We start from the raw sequence: 15,720 nt of genomic DNA, 5'->3' as shown, positions 1-15,720 counted from the left end.
TATTCAAGGAATATAGAATTGATTTCAAGATCTTATGGGGGCTTGTTTCATAAACATTATATGTTTTATCTCTTTTTGTTTTTATTCTTTATTAAGATTTATCTATTGATTACGATCGGGCCGGCGATCCTGCCCGATTCAAACTCTTATATCAATATTGCCCAGATGATTTTAGACGATCCGACGCTTTGGCGGCAGGTCGAGTGGGTCGGAGAGTATAGCCCGGAGAAGCTCTTTCGTCCCTATGGGTACCCGCTTCTGATCGCGGGCGCCAAGCTTCTCTCTGCATCGAATTTTCAATGGGTACTCATAACAACCCAGACTGTCGTCAGTTTGTTGGTTCTAATGTTCATTTCATGGTTCTCTGTCAGATTCATTGAAAATAAAAGAATTCTTATCAGTCTTATAATCATGGCGGCATTGTCAGGTTTTTTGCTGATTGATTTAGCAATTCTGACGGATAGTTTTTACGGTTCTGTGTTTATCGTTGTTTTTTTAACTATTTCTGCTCAGATCCTGGGCTATATGCAGCCGCACCCTGGTCTTTCGTTCCTTCTCGGGCTGGCATGGGTCGCCTCCATCACCCTGCGTGATGTCGGACTCATGCATACGTTTCTGCCCCTGTCGGGACTTGTCCTGGCCGGGTATTGCCGCCGTCTTGGGTGGGGGCGAACCCTGTTCAATGCGATGCTGTTTCTGATTCCTGTCGCCGTTCTTTTCTTTGGCGTCACATATTGGAATCACGTCCGAACTGGGCATGCCTTTTTCAGCATAACCGGGGGGATCAACTGGCTTTGGCCCAGCATCAACATGCTGGACCGAGGGTTGGGCAATCCATTCACCTGCGACGATCTGATCTGCCAGGTTGCCCGGACCATTGATATCGGTAAGGGAATGAATGGGGTTTTCGGCCTTGCCGCCGCTGTCGAGAACCAGCTCCATCTGGACCCGATCGATTTTGGCCACCTTACCTTGTCGCATTTTCTCGGCACCGTAAAAGCCCATCCGCTGGCTTTTCTTGCGACGGTCTTCAGCAATATTCAGTTCGGACATTTTGCCGATCAGGTCTTTAATCCGGTGTCCAATTTCAACGAACTGGCCCGATTGCATTCGGAAATCGGCCAGCGGATCATTCCGGGCACACGTGAAATGTGGATTGCCGTGCGGCATGGTTCGTTTGAATTCGTGGTGCCGCTTCTGGTGATCGGCCTGTTGAGTGTGATGTCGTTCTGCTGCCTGATCGTTGCCGTCGTCGGCCCGCCCCTGTTGTTTTTCAAGAGATTCCGCCAGGGCGACACAAAGACCATCGCCGCCCTGTATCTCTGGTGTGTGGTTGCCGTTTTCATTGGGAGTTACGCCCTGATCCATATGGAGATGCGGCATGCGCTTCCCTGCGTTCCGCTCGTTCTGATGGTGTTTGGCTTCACCGTCGAGGCGTGGCGATCCGGGCGGCAGAGTCCTGTGTCCGATCAGCTCTGATCGCTCCGGCGGCGATGCTTGCAATCGACCGGGGGCGGCGGTATAAGCGTCCCCTTCTCCGCGCGGACAAGGCCGTTAGGGCTGCCTTGCCGTGCGCTTATCTATAAACGCTTTAGATCAAGGAAAGCGAAAATGCCCAAGATGAAGACCAAGAGTGCGGCCAAGAAGCGGTTCCGCATCACCGGCAGTGGCAAGGTAAAGGGCAACGTCGCCTTCAAGCGGCACTGCCTTTCCGCCAAGTCCCAGAAGATGAAGCGCCAGGCGCGCGGCACCTTCGTCCTGTTCAAGACGGACGGGGACAATGTTAAGAAGTTCTACCTGCCGAACGGAGTCTAACCCATGGCGCACGTCAAGAGAGGCGTGACGACCCACGCCCGTCACCGCAAGATTCTGAAGCTCGCCAAGGGCTATCGTGGCCGCGCCAGCACCTGCTTCCGCGTTGCGATTGAAAAGGTCGAGAAGGCGCTGCGTTACGCCTACCGCGACCGTCGCGCCAAGAAGCGCAATTTCCGCGCTTTGTGGATCCAGCGTATCAACGCCGGTTCGCGCGCCTATGGTCTGCCCTATTCCCGCTTCATGGATGGGCTGAAGAAGGCTGGCATCGCCCTTGACCGCAAGGTGTTGTCGGACATCGCCATCCGTGAGCCCGAGGCGTTCCGCTCGCTGGTGGAAAAGGCTCAGGCCGCCCTCCGGTAGGGTTCCCCCCTTAAAGGGGAGCGATGGTTTGGAGAGGGGCCCGCCCGGTGGGGTGCGGCCCCTCTTCGCGTCTTAAGCAGAGGAAACGGACCGATGCACGATCTGGATCGACTGCGCGCCGAGGCGCTTGCCGCCATCGCGGCGGCAACGAGCCTGGAGCAGCTTGAAGCCGCCCGCGTCGCGGCGCTGGGCAAGAAAGGCAGCATTTCCGGGCTGATGAAGTCGTTGGGCGCAATGAGTCCCGACGAGCGTAAGACTGCCGGCGCGGTGCTCAATGTCGCCCGCGACGAGGTTGCCGTCGCCCTGGACTCCGCCCGCGCCGCCCTTGAGGCCAAGGCGCTGGACGAACGGCTGGCGCGGGAACGGATCGACGTCACCCTGCCGCCGCGCCCCGAGACCCAGGGCCGCGTTCACCCGATCAGCCAGACGATCGAGGAAATCACCCAGATCTTCGCCCAGATGGGCTTTGCGATCGCCGAAGGTCCGGACATCGAGGACGATTTCCACAATTTCACCGCGCTCAACATCCCGCCGGAGCATCCCGCCCGGCAGATGCACGACACCTTTTATTTTGGCGAGCGCGCCGATGGCGGACGCCATCTGTTGCGCACCCATACTTCGCCGGTGCAGATCCGCACCATGTTGAGCGAGAAGCCCCCGATCCGCGTCATCGTTCCCGGCCGCACCTATCGATGCGATTCCGATATGACCCATACCCCGATGTTCCATCAGGTCGAGGGGCTGGTGATCGATAAGACGACCCATATGGGGCATCTGAAGGGCTGCCTGATCGAATTCGTCCGCGCCTTCTTCGAGGTTGACGACGTTCCGGTTCGTTTCCGCCCCAGCTTCTTCCCCTTCACCGAGCCGTCGGCCGAGGTCGATATCGGTTGCTCGCGCGAGGGTGGTGAGCTGCGGATCGGCCCCGGTGCGGGCTGGTTGGAAGTCTTGGGCAGCGGGATGGTTCATCCAAACGTGCTGCGCAATTGCGGGATCGATCCAGACGAGTATCAGGGTTTTGCCTTCGGCATGGGCGTCGAGCGGCTGGCGATGCTGAAATACGGCATTCCCGATCTGCGTACTTTCTTTGATTCCGACCTGCGCTGGTTGCGCCATTACGGCTTCGTGCCGCTCGACGTTCCCACGCTTTCGGGGGGGCTTACCCGATGAAATTCTCGCTGTCCTGGCTGAAGTCTCATCTCGACACCGACGCGACCCTGGACGAGATCGTTTCGGCGCTGACTTCGATCGGCCTTGAGGTCGAAGACGTCGAAGATCCCGCCCGCCGCCTGTCCGGCTTTATCGTCGGCCACATCCTGTCGGCCGAGCGCCATCCCAATGCCGACCGGCTTCAGGTCTGTACTGTTGCCACCGGCGAGACGACGATCCAGGTGGTTTGCGGTGCCCCCAACGCCCGCGCCGGACTGAAGGTCATCCTGGCCCGTCCCGGTGTCGTGATTCCGGTCACGGGCGAAGCGCTGAAGAAGGGGAATGTTCGCGGCGTTGAAAGCCAGGGGATGATGTGCTCGTGGCGCGAACTTGCCCTGGGCGAGGACCATGACGGGATTGCCGAGCTGGATGTGGCAACCGAGGTCGGCGCGGCGCTGCTCGACGTGGTTTCCTTCGATCCGGTGATCGATATCTCCGTTACTCCCAACCGGGCTGATTGCCTGGGCGTTCGCGGCATCGCCCGCGATCTTGCCGCTGCCGGTCTGGGGCGGCTGGTGCCGCTGTCGGTCGAGCCGGTGCCGGGAACGTTTGCCAGCCCGATTGAGGTCACTCTCGACTTCCCCCCGGAGGCCGCCGGAGCTTGCCCGCTGTTCGCAGGCCGCTTCATTCGCGGTGTAAAGAACGGCGAAAGCCCTCAATGGCTGAAGGATCGTCTTGCCTCGATCGGTTTGCGGCCGATTTCGGCTCTGGTCGATATCACCAATCTCTTCACGTATGACCTCAATCGGCCGCTGCATGTCTTCGACGCCGACCGGGTCAAGGGCGATATCACGGCTCGTCTGGCCCAGCCGGGGGAAACCCTGGCGGCGCTGAACGGCAAGAGCTACGCTCTGGACGAGTCGATGACGGTGATCGCCGACGAGACCGGCCCGCTGGGACTGGCCGGAGTGATCGGCGGCGAATCCTCAGGATGTTCCGAGACCACCACCTCTGTCTTCCTGGAGACGGCGTGGTTCGATCCGGCTCGCACCGCCACCACCGGCCGTCGGCTGGAGATTCTTTCCGACGCCCGCTTCCGCTTTGAACGCGGCGTCGATCCCGCCTTCGTCGTGCCGGCGATGGAATTAGCCACCCGGATGATCCTCGACCTGTGCGGTGGCGAGGTGTCCGAGCCGGTGATCGCCGGGACCGAGCCCGACTGGCAGAAATCGATTGTGCTGCGCCCCGGCCGCGTCGCTGCCTTGGGGGGTGTCGAGGTTCCGGTCGGGCAGCAGGAGGCGATCCTGCATACGCTGGGCTGCGCCGTCGCCGAGCATGGCGAGGGGTTGCTGGTTAATCCGCCGTCCTGGCGGGCTGATATCGGCGGTGAGCAGGATCTGGTCGAGGAAATCGTCCGTATCATCGGCTTTGATGCCATTCCGGCGGTGTCGTTGCCGCGCAATCCGATGCCGAAACCGATCCTGACGGCCTCGCAGCGCCGGGTTGGCTGGGTGCGGCGTCAACTGGCCTCGCGCGGACTGGTCGAGACGGTCACGTGGTCGTTCCTGCCCCAGGCCCAGGCCGCCTTGTTCGGTGGCGGTGCCGATGCGCTGCAACTGGCCAATCCGATTTCTGCCGATCTCGACGCGATGCGTCCTTCGGTGTTGCCCAATTTGGTCGCGGCTGTTGGTCGCAATGTCGATCGCGGCATTCGCGATTTCGGCCTGTTCGAGATCGGGCCGCAATTCGATGGGCCGGAGCCGGGGCAGCAGCGTCTGGTCGCCGCCGGTCTGCGGTTCGGTAAGAGTGCGGCCCGTCACTGGACCGGCGCGTCGCGTCCGGTCGATGCTTTCGACGCCAAGGCCGATCTGCTGGCGGCGATTGCCGCGACTGGTCTCAGCCCCGACGGCTTCCAGACCGTGGCCGAAGCACCGTCCTGGTACCACCCCGGTCGCGCGGGAACGTTGCGCCTTGGCAACAAGCCGGTCGGATTTTTCGGCGAGTTGCATCCGGCGGTGCTGGCCAAGCTTGATATCAAAGGCCCATTGGCTGGTTTCGAACTGTTCCTCGAAGCGTTGCCGCCAGCCAAGACCAAGCCCAGCCGGGCGCGGCCTTTGCTGAAGGCTTCGGCGTTCCAGCCGCTCGACCGTGACTTTGCTTTCATCCTCGACAGCAAAGTTGCGGCTGAACAGGTGGTTCGTGCCGCCCGCAATGCCGATAAGGCTCTGGTCAGCGACGTTGTTGTGTTCGATTTGTATGAGGGCACGCACCTTCCTGAGGGCAAGAAGTCGCTGGCGATCAGCGTCACCTTGCAGCCAACCGAGCGGACCTTGACCGACGATGAGATCGAGGCGGTTTCGTCCCGTATCGTCCAGGCCGTTATCAAGGCCACTGGCGGAGAGTTGCGCGGATGAGTCACGCGGCGGGGCCGACCATCCTGCTGATCCGTCACGGCGAGACCCTCTCTAACCGTGAGGGTCGGGTTCAGGGGCATCGCGATTCGCCCCTGACCCCGAACGGGGTCGAACAGGCCCGCCGCGCCGGTCGCACCGTTGCCCGTCTGATCGGCGACGGTACCGGCTGGCGGGTGACATCCAGCCCGCTTGGGCGGTGCGTGCGGACGACCGGCATCATCAGCGAGATCGCCGGACTCGATTTCCGCACGATCTCCTTCGATCCTCGCTTGGCCGAGATCGATACTGGAACGTTTTCCGGCCGGACCAAGGCGGAATTGACCGCCAGCGATCCCGATCTAACCCGAGGCCGTGGTCTCGATCACTGGGCCTTCAAGGCACCGGGCGGCGAAACCCATGCCGCTCTTTCGGCTCGCCTTGCCGATTGGTTGGCATCTTTTGGTCCCGATGACAAAGTGGTGGCGATCAGTCACGGTATCGCTGGTCGTGTTCTGCGCGGGCTTTATCTCGGCCAGGACCCGGATGAGGCGATGCAGGCCGAATCCCCTCAAAACGCCTTGTTCCGCTTAAGCAACGGAACCGTCGAGCGGATTTCCTGCGGGTAAGGATAAGACCGGCCACCCGGTTGCTATGGAACGGCGCCAAGGACCCCAATTGTTTAAAGATTACGCCGGAACCGCCAACGGCAAGAACTCGGCCACCACTTGATCGTACAGCGGACGCTTGAACGGGACGATCAGGTCAGGGACTTCGGCCAGGGGAATCCAGCGCCAGGCGTCGAATTCCGGGTGTTCGGTGGCAAGGTCGATCTCGGCGTCTGTGCCGGTGAAGCGAGCACAGAACCAGATCTGTTTCTGGCCGCGATACTTGCCCTTCCAGCAGCGGTCGGCGAGTTCAACCGGCAGATCGTAGCTGACCCATCCGGCGGTCCGGCCGATGATCCGGGCGGCATCGGTGCCAATTTCCTCTTTCATCTCACGCAGAGTGGTGACTTCGGGGGCTTCGCCCTCATCAATGCCGCCCTGGGGAAACTGCCATGAATCCGGGGTGTCGAGCCTGCGGGCGACAAACGCCAGCCCGGCCGGGTTCAACAGCACCAGTCCGATGCCGGGACGGTAGGGGCGGTCGTGGTAGGGGAGCGGCGTCATCGGTCGGTCTCTTCCGTTTCGATCAGGGCTTGGCGGGAGGCGGTGGCGCAACCAGGGCAGAAACCGGAGTCAGCACGACACCGTTGGTGGTAAGGGTGCCGATCCATCCGACCACTCGCTCGAACGACAGCGGCCGGGGCTGGACCACGGCAACCGCGCGGCCTTGGACGCGGGCGGTCACGGCAATCTGATTGAGGCGGAGGTCGATTGCTTCGCGGTATAGATCGCGATCGATGATTGCGGTGACACGGGCCAGCGCCGGGGTCCGGGCGGGCGCGGCGGCACCGGGACCGACGAATAGCAGCCCGTGTTCGCGCACGGTCGCCTGCACGCCCGATATTTGCGGTGAGGCGGCGAAGGACTCGCCCAGCAGAACCAGACCGGCGGCTCCCGGTCCTCGCGCCATCACCGTTTCGAGGCGGGTCTGATTGGCCTCGGGGGTGGCCGAGGAGATCAGGCCATACGGGCCGGGATCTGGTGCATTCGGGCCTTCTGACTCGGAGGGAACCACCATCAGAACTTCATGGCCGTGATCGCGCGCCTTTCTGATCCACTTTTCGAGATTGGCGGCGTAGGGGCTGAAGGCGAGGGTGACTTCAGGCGGCAGGCGGGAAATCGCCGCCTCGGTGGCAACCCGGTCGAGGCCGAGATCAATCACCACCACCGCGACCTTGCCCCGGTTGGCCGGATCACCCCAGGGGCGGGCATAGACCTGCCAGGGCTGTCGCCCATCGGCGCTGGGGGTGGGGAGCATCTCGCCGGTCTGACTCTTGCGCAGCATCTCCCGCAACGGTGCCGAGGGTAGCGGCTTCAGGTCGCCTTTGATCTCCGGCAACGCATCGAAGCTGGGAGGCTTGTCGGCGGTGCGGGGGGTGGGTTGGGGTGGACTTGCGATGGGATCGGTTTTGGCCGCGCTTCGGGCGGCGGTTGTCGGTGCGGCCACGGGGGCGGGTGCCGCAGTGGGGGCCGCCGACGGGGAGGGAAGGGGTGTCGTCGTCGAAGGGGCTATTGCCGACTGGGCGACAGGCGGCGTTGCGGCGGCGAGTTCTTCGGGCGGCGTCTGAGATTGAAGAAGTTCGTCCTTGCCGGGAGCGGGGCCGCCAGGCGGGGTGAGTAAACCGCCATTGGCCGGGTTGGAGCGGGACGATTCGCTCACGCCGGGCAATTGCAGCGACAGGCGCGGGCCGTCATCACCGATATCAAGCAGACCGATCAGGGCGCGGGCATCGTAGGAGGTCAGGACGTAAATACCCGCCCCCAACCCGCCGCCCAGCCCCAGAACCAGGAGGCCGGTCAGCAGCGGTCGGAAATTAAACCGCTGTCGCGGCGGCGGTGGAGCCGCGACCTGGATGGAGGCGGGGAGTTCCTCCTCGTAATCCTCGTCATCCAGGTCGTCATAGTTACGTTTGGCCATTCTCGGGTTCGATCCGTGCGCTTAACGCGCCGGCGGACGGTAGACCGACAGACCACGCAGCAGGTCGAGCGCACGGGACAATTGGTAATCCTGGGTCGGGTCACCCAGTTTGACCGGAGCCGGCGGCGTTTCGGGCTTGGCGTCGGGCTTCGCATCCTGCTTGACGTCGGGCTTCGCCGTCGGCGTGGATTTGGCGTCCTTGTCCTTATCCTTGTCTTTTTCCTTATCCGGCGACGGGGTGCCGTTCGGATTGGGCAGAGCCTTGCGCAGTGACGCTTCGCTGCGGCGGTCGCGCTCGACACCGCCGATCGGTTCAACCTTAGAGGGATAAACCTTGATATCGGGTTCGATGCCGACCGCCTGGATCGAGCGGCCGGATGGCGTGTAATAGCGGGCGGTGGTCAGACGAATCGAGCCATGGCCCGGCAGCGGGATCAGGGTCTGAACCGATCCCTTGCCGAACGAGCGGGTGCCGAGAATCACCGCGCGCTTGTGATCCTGCAACGCGCCGGCAACGATTTCCGAAGCCGAGGCCGAACCGTCGTTGATGAGCACCACCAGCGGCAGGCCATCGGTGATGTCGCCGCTACGGGCGTTATAGCGCTGGGTATCCTCGGGACGGCGCGAGCGGGTCGAGACGATTTCACCCTGTTCGAGGAAGTCGTCGGAGACCGCCACCGCCTGATCGAGCAGACCGCCCGGATTGTTGCGCAGATCGATCACGAAACCAGTTGCGGGCTTGCCGATCTCCTTTCTGACCTGGGTCAGAACCCGGCGCAGATCGGTTTCGGTGGTCGCGCTGAATTGCGAAACACGGATATAGCCGATTTCACCGAAGGCTTGCCCTTTGACGGTCTGGACCTTGATGACGGCACGGGTCAGCTTGACGTCGAACGGTTCCATTCCGGTGCGACGGATGGTGACTTTGATGTCGGTGCCGGGCGGGCCGCGCATCCGGTCAACCGCGTCGGTCAGCGACAGCCCCTGGACCGGCTCGCCATCGAGATGGGTCAGGAAATCGCCTGGCTGCAACCCAGCGCGGAAGGCCGGGGTGTCGTCGATCGGCGACACCACCTTGACCCAGCCGTTTTCCATCGTCACTTCCAGCCCCAGCCCGCCGAACTCGCCGCGGGTCTGGATGTCCATGTCCTTTGAGTTCTTCGGATTGAGATAGCCGGAATGCGGGTCGAGCGACGACAGCATCCCGTTCAGTGCCGCCTCGATCAGTTCTTCGTCATTGACCGGTTCAACGTATTCGGTGCGAACCTTGTCGAACACTTCGGCGAACAGGTCGAGAAGACGATACGTCTCCTTGCGTTCTGCCGCATTGGCGGCTACCGGAACCAGAGCGGTCGAGGACAGCAGGGCGACGGTCCCCGCCGCCACCAGAATCTTGCGAATCATCCACTAGCCTTATTATTTCGTGCCATGAGCCAAGGCAACGGGTTGACCGGCTGGCCATGGTGGCGCAGCTCGAGATAGAGGGCGGGTTTGGCGTCGTCCTGTCCCATCACGCCGACGGGTTCGCCTGCGGTCAGTCGCTGGCCGACCGTAGAGTCAACCCGAGCCATTCCCGCAAGCAAGGTATGATAGCCTTCGCTGTGTTCAAGGATCAAGAGCAGGCCATAGCCGCGAAACGGTCCAGCGAACACAACCTGCCCATCGTGAGGGGCGATCACCTGAGCTCCCTTACGGGTTTGGATCGAAATGCCCTTGGTTTGATGGCCGACATCGTTGGTCTGGCCAAAGGACTCGACAACCCGTCCGCGTGCCGGGAACGGCAAATGCCCCTGCATCTGGCTGAACGGCTTGCCGGTGCGGGTCAGGCGGGTCGCGTCGGCCTCACGCGCGGCCTGTTCGGCTTCTTCGGTCGCCTTCTGTGCCGCCAATTGCTTTTCCCGCGCTTCGGCTTGGGCGGCGATTTCGGCCTCGCGTGCGGCGCGGGCCTGGGCTTTCTCGCGTTCCCGTGCTTCGGCGGCGGCCTGTTGTTCGGCTTTTTGCGCGGCCAGCTCGGCGTTGCGCGCAGCTTTCTGTGCCGCGAGTTCGGCGTTGCGTGCGGCTTTCTGCGCGGCTAGCTCGGCTTCGCGCGCGGCTTTTTGTGCGGCCAGTTCGGCTTCGCGTGCGGCTTTCTGTGCGGCCAGTTCGGCTTCGCGTGCGGCCTTTTCAGCGGCGGCTTTCGCGGCGGCTTCGGCGATGCGGCGTTCGCGCTCTTGTTCCAGTCGAGCCAGCAGGTCACGCAAATCCTCGGCCTGGGTGGCCAGATCTTGCATTCGGATTTCTACCGAGCGGCGTTCTTCCTCGGTTTCGCGCTGGACTCGGCTTTTCCGATCAACCATGTCCTTCAGCCGGTCGTGCTCTTGCTCCAGCCGGGTGGCGGTGGCGGCGATTCGCTTCTTCTGCTCGCCGATCTCGACGCGAAGCCGGGTGACGGAATCGATCTCACCGCGCAGATCGTGGGCCGATTGCTCAATTTGTGGCACGGCGGCGCGCAGTAGAATCGCCGAGCGGACGGTATCGGCCGGGCTTTGCGGCTGGGCGATCAACGCCTCGGTCGGGCGCCAAGCCAGCCGTTGTAACGCCGTCAGCACGCCGACCATCTGCTGCGAGCGTCGTTTCAGTGCCTCGGAGCGGCTTTCCTCACGCTCGCGCAGTCCGTCGAGCTGGAATTCCAGCTCGGACAGCAGATCCTCGCTTTCCTGAGCGGCACGGGCGGCTTTAACCATGTCGGCGCGCAACCGTCCGGTCTCCGCGGCCAGACCGGCGGCCTTGGAGCGGATTTCATCATGGGCGGCGCGGGAACGGTCCAACTCGGCCTCTAACTCGCGCAGGCGTTGGTTGGGGTTAGCGGGAGGAAGACTCTGCGCCAATGCCGCTCCCGCTCCGGTCAGGAGCAAAAGCAGCACGGGCGAAACGAGAGATCTAGGCCGAAACAAGCAACGAATGCCCGGTCATTTCGGGCGGACGCGGCAAGCCCAGCAGGGCCAGCAGGGTCGGCGCGACGTCAGCCAGCCGTCCATCGGCGAGGCCGGTGATTCCGGCGGGCGGGGCAACCAGCACCACCGGTACCGGCCCGGTGGTGTGGGCGGTGTGGGGTTCGCCGGTGATGGGATCCTTCATCTGTTCGGCGTTGCCGTGGTCAGCGGTGACCAGCAGGGCGCCGCCAGCGGCCTCGATTGCTTTTTCCAGCCGTCCCAGGCAGACATCGACCGCCTCGACCGCATGGATCGTGGCGTCGAGGAAGCCGGTATGTCCAACCATGTCGCCATTGGCGAAATTGATGACGATCAGATCGAAGCGGCCGCTGCCAATTGCCTCGACGGCGTGGTCGGCGACACCGACAGCCGACATCTCGGGCTTCAGGTCGTAGGTGGCGACCTTGGGGCTGGGAACCAGGGTCCGCTCCTCGCCGGGGAAGACCAATTCACGCCCGCCATTGAAGAAGAAGGTGACGTGGGCGTACTTCTCGGTCTCGGCCAGCCGTAACTGCTTCATTCCCGCCGCCGACACCACTTCACCCAGAATGCCGGTCAGCGTCTCGGGCGGGAATAGCGGGGTCAGGAAGGGAGACAGATCAGTCGAATATTCGACCATCCCCAGCCGGGCGGAAAAAGCGATCTGCCGCGACCGGACAAAGCCGTCAAACGCCGGATCGACCAGGGTCGTCAGAATCTCGCGGGCGCGGTCCGAGCGGAAATTGCCCATCAGCAGGGCATCGCCATCCTTCATTCCACCATAGCCGTCGATGATTGTGGGCAGGACGAATTCATCGGTCTTGCCAGCGGCATACGAGGCATCGACTGCCGCCAGCGCGTCGGTGGCGGCTTCACCCTTTGCTTCGACCAGGGCGTTCCAGGCCAGGGTGACCCGTTCCCATCGTTTGTCGCGATCCATCGCGTAATAGCGTCCCGACACCGTGGCGATCGAGACGTTCAGTCCGGCGACGGCATCCTGGAAGCGGGTAAGGTATCCCCGCGCGCTTGACGGCGGAGTATCGCGGCCATCGAGGAAGGCATGGACCGCGACCGGAACCCCGGCATTGGCGACGGTTCGGGCCAGCGCGGCCAGATGATCCTGATGCGAATGGACGCCGCCGGGACTCATCAGCCCCATCAGGTGGCAGGTGCCGCCATTGGCCTTTAGCCCGGCGATCATCGCGGTCAGAGCCGGATTGGCGGCCAGGGAGCCGTCGGCGATGGCGGTGTCGATGCGGGGGAGTTCCTGCATCACCACCCGACCGGCACCGAGATTCATATGACCGACCTCGGAATTGCCCATCTGCCCATCGGGCAGACCGACCTCGAGTCCCGAGCTTTTCAGCAGCGCATGCGGATAACGGTCGAGGAAACGGGTCCAGTTGGGCAGGGCAGCCTGGGCGATGGCGTTATCTGGAGTCTTTTCGCGCCAGCCCCAGCCATCAAGGATGCACAGGACAACCGGGCGAGGACGATGCGTCGATACGGATGGCATGGAATTCAAGCCTATGGGACAAGACGGGAAAGAACAGGCGAACACTATACGTAATCGGTCGCCGCCGCTAGTTCCAGTGCCCTAAGACTCTTGTCAATGTCCCATTGTTCGCTCGACCACCGGAAAGAGCTGGTCGGCGATGATCCGTGCCGTCGCTGGCCGCAGGGTGGGGTCGCGGGCCAGCAACGCCAACTGAATTGCGTCGTGCGTTTCGCGCGCTCCCAACCCTTGTCGTCGCGCTGCGGAACAGGCATCTGCGATGATCTGAATCAAACTTATATCCACGGTGCCAGCTTTCCGTGCGGGGGGAGACGGCGGCTTTATATCCGTAATGATAGCAAAACTATGCGGACGAGGCCATGTTAAAGATGGTGTCGGGTTGATCCCGAGGCGATGCGGTGGCTTGGGTGGCGGCGGTGGCTGTGCTACAAACCGGCCGCAACAAAGCCACAGCAGAGGAGAGGCTGCGATGCCGTCCTTCGACGTCGTTTCCAAGACCGATCTGGCCGAAATCGATAATGCCCTGGCCGGAGTCACGCGCGAAATCGCCCAGCGTTTCGATTTCAAGGGAGCGAAATGCTCGGTCGAACGCAAAGACAAGACCATCACTGTGCTCGCCGACGATGATCCCAAACTGAAGCAGATGCACGAGTTGCTGAAGGTCTACTTCACGCGGCGCAACGTCGATCCCAAGGTGATGGAGTTCAAGACGGTCGAAAAGGCCTCGGGCAATACCGTCCGCCAGCAGATCGACATCAAGGAAGGGATCGACAAGGATCTCGCCAAGCTTTTGGTCAAGTCGATCAAGGACAGCAAGATCAAGGTCCAGGCCGCGATTCAGGGCGAGGAATTGCGCATCACCGGCAAGAAGCGTGACGAGTTGCAGGAAACGATCGCGCTGTTGCGCAAGGTCGAGTCCGACCGCCCGCTTCAGTACGTTAATTTCCGCGACTGAGTCGGTCACAGCCCTTGTATCTGGTCCAGATACAAGGGGCATGGCTTTATTTTGCTGGAAGAGTAAGCGCCCGGTCGATCGCCGAGCGCAACCGCGTCGAATCCGGTCCGGTGACGCTGGAAAACCAGTCGATCAGCCGTCCGTCGCGGCTGATCAGGATTTTATGGAAGTTCCAGCGCGGAACGCCCAACGGCCCGGTGCGCTCGGCAGCCCAGCGATAGAATGGGTGCGCGCCGGAGCCGGATACCGTTTGCTTCGACAGCAGCGGGAAATCGACTCCATAATTGATCTCGCAGAACGAGGCGACCTCGGCATCGTTGCCGGGTTCCTGACTGCCGAAATCGTTCGAGGGAACTCCCAGCACGATCAGGCCGCGCTCGCGGAATTCGCGCCACAGCGCCTCCAGACCGGCATATTGGGGGGTAAATCCGCATTTCGAAGCTGTGTTGACGACCAGAACCACCTTGCCGGTCAGGGTGGCTGGGTCGATCACGCCGCCATCGATCGCGGGCAGCGGCAAGGCCCCCCATTCGATCCGGGTTGAGGCGGGGGACTCGTCGGCCGAGGCGTGCCCGGCCAGCCCAACAGCGGCAGCAGCGGCGGCAAGAACTGTCTTGAGCGAATCACGTAGCATGGGGGGAACTCCTTATCGCTACGTCTGTAGGTTGGGGCGACGATGCCGGATCGCAAGAGGGGCGGTCCCGGCAGACAGCAATGGGTGAACCGCGCTAGACTTGGCCGGAAGCCTGCGATGACGACCCAGGCGGAGCATCAATGGACTGTCCCGATCTCCCCCGCAGCCCCGGAGTTTCCGCCATGATTACCGAATCTCTTTCTCCCGCTTTGCCCCACGTCGCCTTGGTTACCGGCGCGGCGCGGCGGATCGGTCGGGCGATCGCGCTCGATCTGGCCCGAGCCGGCTTCGCCGTTGCGGTGCATCATTCCCGCTCGGCCGCCGAGGCCGAAGCCGTGGTCGCCTCGATCTCGGCGCAGGGGGGGCGGGCAATCTCGGTCGCCGCCGACCTCTCTCGTGAGGACGAGGTGGCCGCATTACTGGGCCGCGTTGCCGCCCAACTGGGGCCGGTGGGGGTTTTGGTCAACAACGCCTCGACCTTCGAGCGCGACGACGCGTTGGACGCCACCCGCGAAAGCTGGGATCTGCATATGGAGGTTAATCTCCGTGCCCCCTTCGTGCTGACCCAATCCCTGGCCCATCATCTGCCCGCGACGGCCGAGGCGGTGGTGGTCAATCTGATCGATCAACGGGTCTGGAACCTTACCCCGCATTTCACCACCTATACCCTCAGCAAGGCCGGTCTGTGGACCTTGACCCGAACGCTGGCGCTGGCGCTGGCTCCGCGCATCCGTGTTGTCGCGATCGGTCCCGGTCCGGCTCTGCCCTCGGCTCGGCAGAGTGAGGAATCCTTCGCCGCTCAGGTGTCGTCTCTGCCGCTCAACCGCGGCACCGGCCCCGACGAAATCTGCGCCGTGTTGCGGTTTCTGCTGTCCACGCCATCGATCACCGGCCAGATGATCGCGTTGGATGGCGGCCAGCATCTCGGCTGGGGTGTCGGTGGAGATAGTTTTGTCGAGTGATCTCCAATCGGGCGTGCGAGTACTTGTGCACAGGTGCTATTCCCACAGCAACGCGTCATAAAATTGCCGCATTTATTGAGAATCCAACAATTCGCGTAATTTTGTTTCTCTCGGCTTGATGCTAAGTGTATGAAATATAATGGTATATGCGTCATGCTCACAAATGGGGCAAACCGTAGAATCCAAGGGACTCCCTGGAGCTGCGGACTTCATTCAGGGGTTTCCAACAGACTTATCCATAGAGTCCGTGGATATTTTCCAGGACAGGGCGAAAAACCACAATCGATCAAGGGTCTATCCGATAAGAAGGGGGCGGGGCGATCGGTCGGGACTGGGGTCTGTGTGGAGAGAGAAGAGGAAACCGTTAAGTTGTGCACACTGCCGAATCCGCTCCGCTCTCGG

At 62.2% G+C, this 15,720-nt stretch carries 15 protein-coding genes; 8 read left to right on the top strand and 7 right to left on the bottom strand.

Going from position 1 to position 15,720, the window contains the following annotated elements; all coding sequences use genetic code 11:
- Positions 1-18: 18 nt before the first annotated feature.
- The 6 genes from PHAMO_RS09265 to PHAMO_RS09240 all read left to right on the top strand — a co-directional run bounded on the left by PHAMO_RS09265 (position 19) and on the right by PHAMO_RS09240 (position 6,343).
- Positions 19-1,479 carry a hypothetical protein gene (locus PHAMO_RS09265; protein ID WP_002728699.1) on the top strand — a complete coding sequence of 487 codons (1,461 nt, stop codon included), beginning with the start codon at positions 19-21 and terminating at the stop codon, positions 1,477-1,479.
- Positions 1,480-1,611: 132 nt separating this feature from the next.
- Positions 1,612-1,815 carry a 50S ribosomal protein L35 gene (gene rpmI / locus PHAMO_RS09260; protein WP_002728697.1) on the top strand — a complete coding sequence of 68 codons (204 nt, stop codon included), beginning with the start codon at positions 1,612-1,614 and terminating at the stop codon, positions 1,813-1,815.
- A 3-nt stretch (positions 1,816-1,818) separates the two neighbouring features.
- Complete coding sequence (gene rplT / locus PHAMO_RS09255; RefSeq protein WP_002728693.1) at positions 1,819-2,175, top strand: 50S ribosomal protein L20; 357 nt, start codon at positions 1,819-1,821, stop codon at positions 2,173-2,175.
- Between the two features lie 93 nt (positions 2,176-2,268).
- Complete coding sequence (gene pheS, locus PHAMO_RS09250; protein ID WP_002728690.1) at positions 2,269-3,345, top strand: phenylalanine--tRNA ligase subunit alpha; 1,077 nt, start codon at positions 2,269-2,271, stop codon at positions 3,343-3,345.
- Positions 3,342-5,738, top strand: a complete 2,397-nt coding sequence (gene pheT, locus PHAMO_RS09245; RefSeq protein ID WP_002728688.1) for a phenylalanine--tRNA ligase subunit beta — start codon at positions 3,342-3,344, stop codon at positions 5,736-5,738. The genes pheS and pheT overlap by 4 nt, the downstream gene beginning before the upstream one ends.
- A complete protein-coding gene (locus PHAMO_RS09240; protein ID WP_002728687.1) occupies positions 5,735-6,343 on the top strand; it encodes a histidine phosphatase family protein in 609 nt (202 codons plus the stop codon). Before pheT ends, PHAMO_RS09240 begins: the two co-directional genes overlap by 4 nt.
- A 60-nt stretch (positions 6,344-6,403) precedes the next feature.
- On the opposite strand, the gene PHAMO_RS09235 is transcribed toward PHAMO_RS09240, so the two are convergent.
- The 6 genes from PHAMO_RS09235 to PHAMO_RS09210 form a co-directional block, all read right to left on the bottom strand.
- Positions 6,404-6,886, bottom strand: coding sequence for an RNA pyrophosphohydrolase (locus tag PHAMO_RS09235; RefSeq protein ID WP_002728685.1), 483 nt, complete (start codon positions 6,884-6,886; stop codon positions 6,404-6,406).
- A 22-nt stretch (positions 6,887-6,908) separates the two neighbouring features.
- Positions 6,909-8,300: a divergent polysaccharide deacetylase family protein gene (locus PHAMO_RS09230; protein WP_002728683.1), complete on the bottom strand. Its 1,392-nt coding sequence runs from the start codon at positions 8,298-8,300 to the stop codon at positions 6,909-6,911.
- 21 nt (positions 8,301-8,321) lie between these two features.
- Positions 8,322-9,704: a S41 family peptidase gene (locus PHAMO_RS09225; RefSeq protein WP_002728681.1), complete on the bottom strand. Its 1,383-nt coding sequence runs from the start codon at positions 9,702-9,704 to the stop codon at positions 8,322-8,324.
- Positions 9,701-11,203, bottom strand: coding sequence for a murein hydrolase activator EnvC family protein (locus PHAMO_RS09220; protein ID WP_002728679.1), 1,503 nt, complete (start codon positions 11,201-11,203; stop codon positions 9,701-9,703). The genes PHAMO_RS09225 and PHAMO_RS09220 overlap by 4 nt, the downstream gene beginning before the upstream one ends.
- Before the next feature lie 16 nt (positions 11,204-11,219).
- On the bottom strand, positions 11,220-12,767 hold the full coding sequence (gpmI, locus tag PHAMO_RS09215) for a 2,3-bisphosphoglycerate-independent phosphoglycerate mutase (protein ID WP_002728678.1): 1,548 nt from the start codon (positions 12,765-12,767) through the stop codon (positions 11,220-11,222).
- Positions 12,768-12,860: 93 nt separating this feature from the next.
- Positions 12,861-13,040 (bottom strand): hypothetical protein, encoded by a 180-nt coding sequence (locus tag PHAMO_RS09210; protein WP_002728677.1) that lies wholly within the window; start codon positions 13,038-13,040, stop codon positions 12,861-12,863.
- 196 nt (positions 13,041-13,236) lie between these two features.
- On the opposite strand from PHAMO_RS09210, the gene PHAMO_RS09205 reads away from it, so the two are divergent.
- Positions 13,237-13,722: a YajQ family cyclic di-GMP-binding protein gene (locus PHAMO_RS09205; RefSeq protein ID WP_002728676.1), complete on the top strand. Its 486-nt coding sequence runs from the start codon at positions 13,237-13,239 to the stop codon at positions 13,720-13,722.
- Positions 13,723-13,768: 46 nt separating this feature from the next.
- Here PHAMO_RS09205 and PHAMO_RS09200 read toward each other — a convergent pair whose 3' ends face one another.
- A complete protein-coding gene (locus PHAMO_RS09200; protein ID WP_002728675.1) occupies positions 13,769-14,356 on the bottom strand; it encodes a glutathione peroxidase in 588 nt (195 codons plus the stop codon).
- Positions 14,357-14,538: 182 nt separating this feature from the next.
- Here PHAMO_RS09200 and PHAMO_RS09195 point away from each other — a divergent pair, with 182 nt between their 5' ends.
- Positions 14,539-15,318, top strand: coding sequence for an SDR family oxidoreductase (locus PHAMO_RS09195; RefSeq protein ID WP_002728674.1), 780 nt, complete (start codon positions 14,539-14,541; stop codon positions 15,316-15,318).
- The last annotated feature ends 402 nt before the right edge of the window (positions 15,319-15,720 follow it).

Source organism: Magnetospirillum molischianum DSM 120, assembly GCF_000294655.1.
Lineage (GTDB): Bacteria > Pseudomonadota > Alphaproteobacteria > Rhodospirillales > Magnetospirillaceae > Phaeospirillum > Phaeospirillum molischianum.
Note: the sequence above shows the minus strand (reverse complement) of the source record. Positions and strands in the feature narration are given on the sequence as shown.

Coding starts and splice junctions, on each gene's coding strand:
- PHAMO_RS09200 (WP_002728675.1), bottom strand. CDS start 14,356: ATGCTACGTGATTCGCTCAAGACAGTTCTTGCCGCCGCTGCTGCCGCT.
- pheT (WP_002728688.1), top strand. CDS start 3,342: ATGAAATTCTCGCTGTCCTGGCTGAAGTCTCATCTCGACACCGACGCG.
- rplT (WP_002728693.1), top strand. CDS start 1,819: ATGGCGCACGTCAAGAGAGGCGTGACGACCCACGCCCGTCACCGCAAG.
- PHAMO_RS09225 (WP_002728681.1), bottom strand. CDS start 9,704: ATGATTCGCAAGATTCTGGTGGCGGCGGGGACCGTCGCCCTGCTGTCC.
- PHAMO_RS09240 (WP_002728687.1), top strand. CDS start 5,735: ATGAGTCACGCGGCGGGGCCGACCATCCTGCTGATCCGTCACGGCGAG.
- gpmI (WP_002728678.1), bottom strand. CDS start 12,767: ATGCCATCCGTATCGACGCATCGTCCTCGCCCGGTTGTCCTGTGCATC.
- PHAMO_RS09235 (WP_002728685.1), bottom strand. CDS start 6,886: ATGACGCCGCTCCCCTACCACGACCGCCCCTACCGTCCCGGCATCGGA.
- PHAMO_RS09230 (WP_002728683.1), bottom strand. CDS start 8,300: ATGGCCAAACGTAACTATGACGACCTGGATGACGAGGATTACGAGGAG.
- PHAMO_RS09205 (WP_002728676.1), top strand. CDS start 13,237: ATGCCGTCCTTCGACGTCGTTTCCAAGACCGATCTGGCCGAAATCGAT.
- PHAMO_RS09195 (WP_002728674.1), top strand. CDS start 14,539: ATGATTACCGAATCTCTTTCTCCCGCTTTGCCCCACGTCGCCTTGGTT.
- rpmI (WP_002728697.1), top strand. CDS start 1,612: ATGCCCAAGATGAAGACCAAGAGTGCGGCCAAGAAGCGGTTCCGCATC.
- pheS (WP_002728690.1), top strand. CDS start 2,269: ATGCACGATCTGGATCGACTGCGCGCCGAGGCGCTTGCCGCCATCGCG.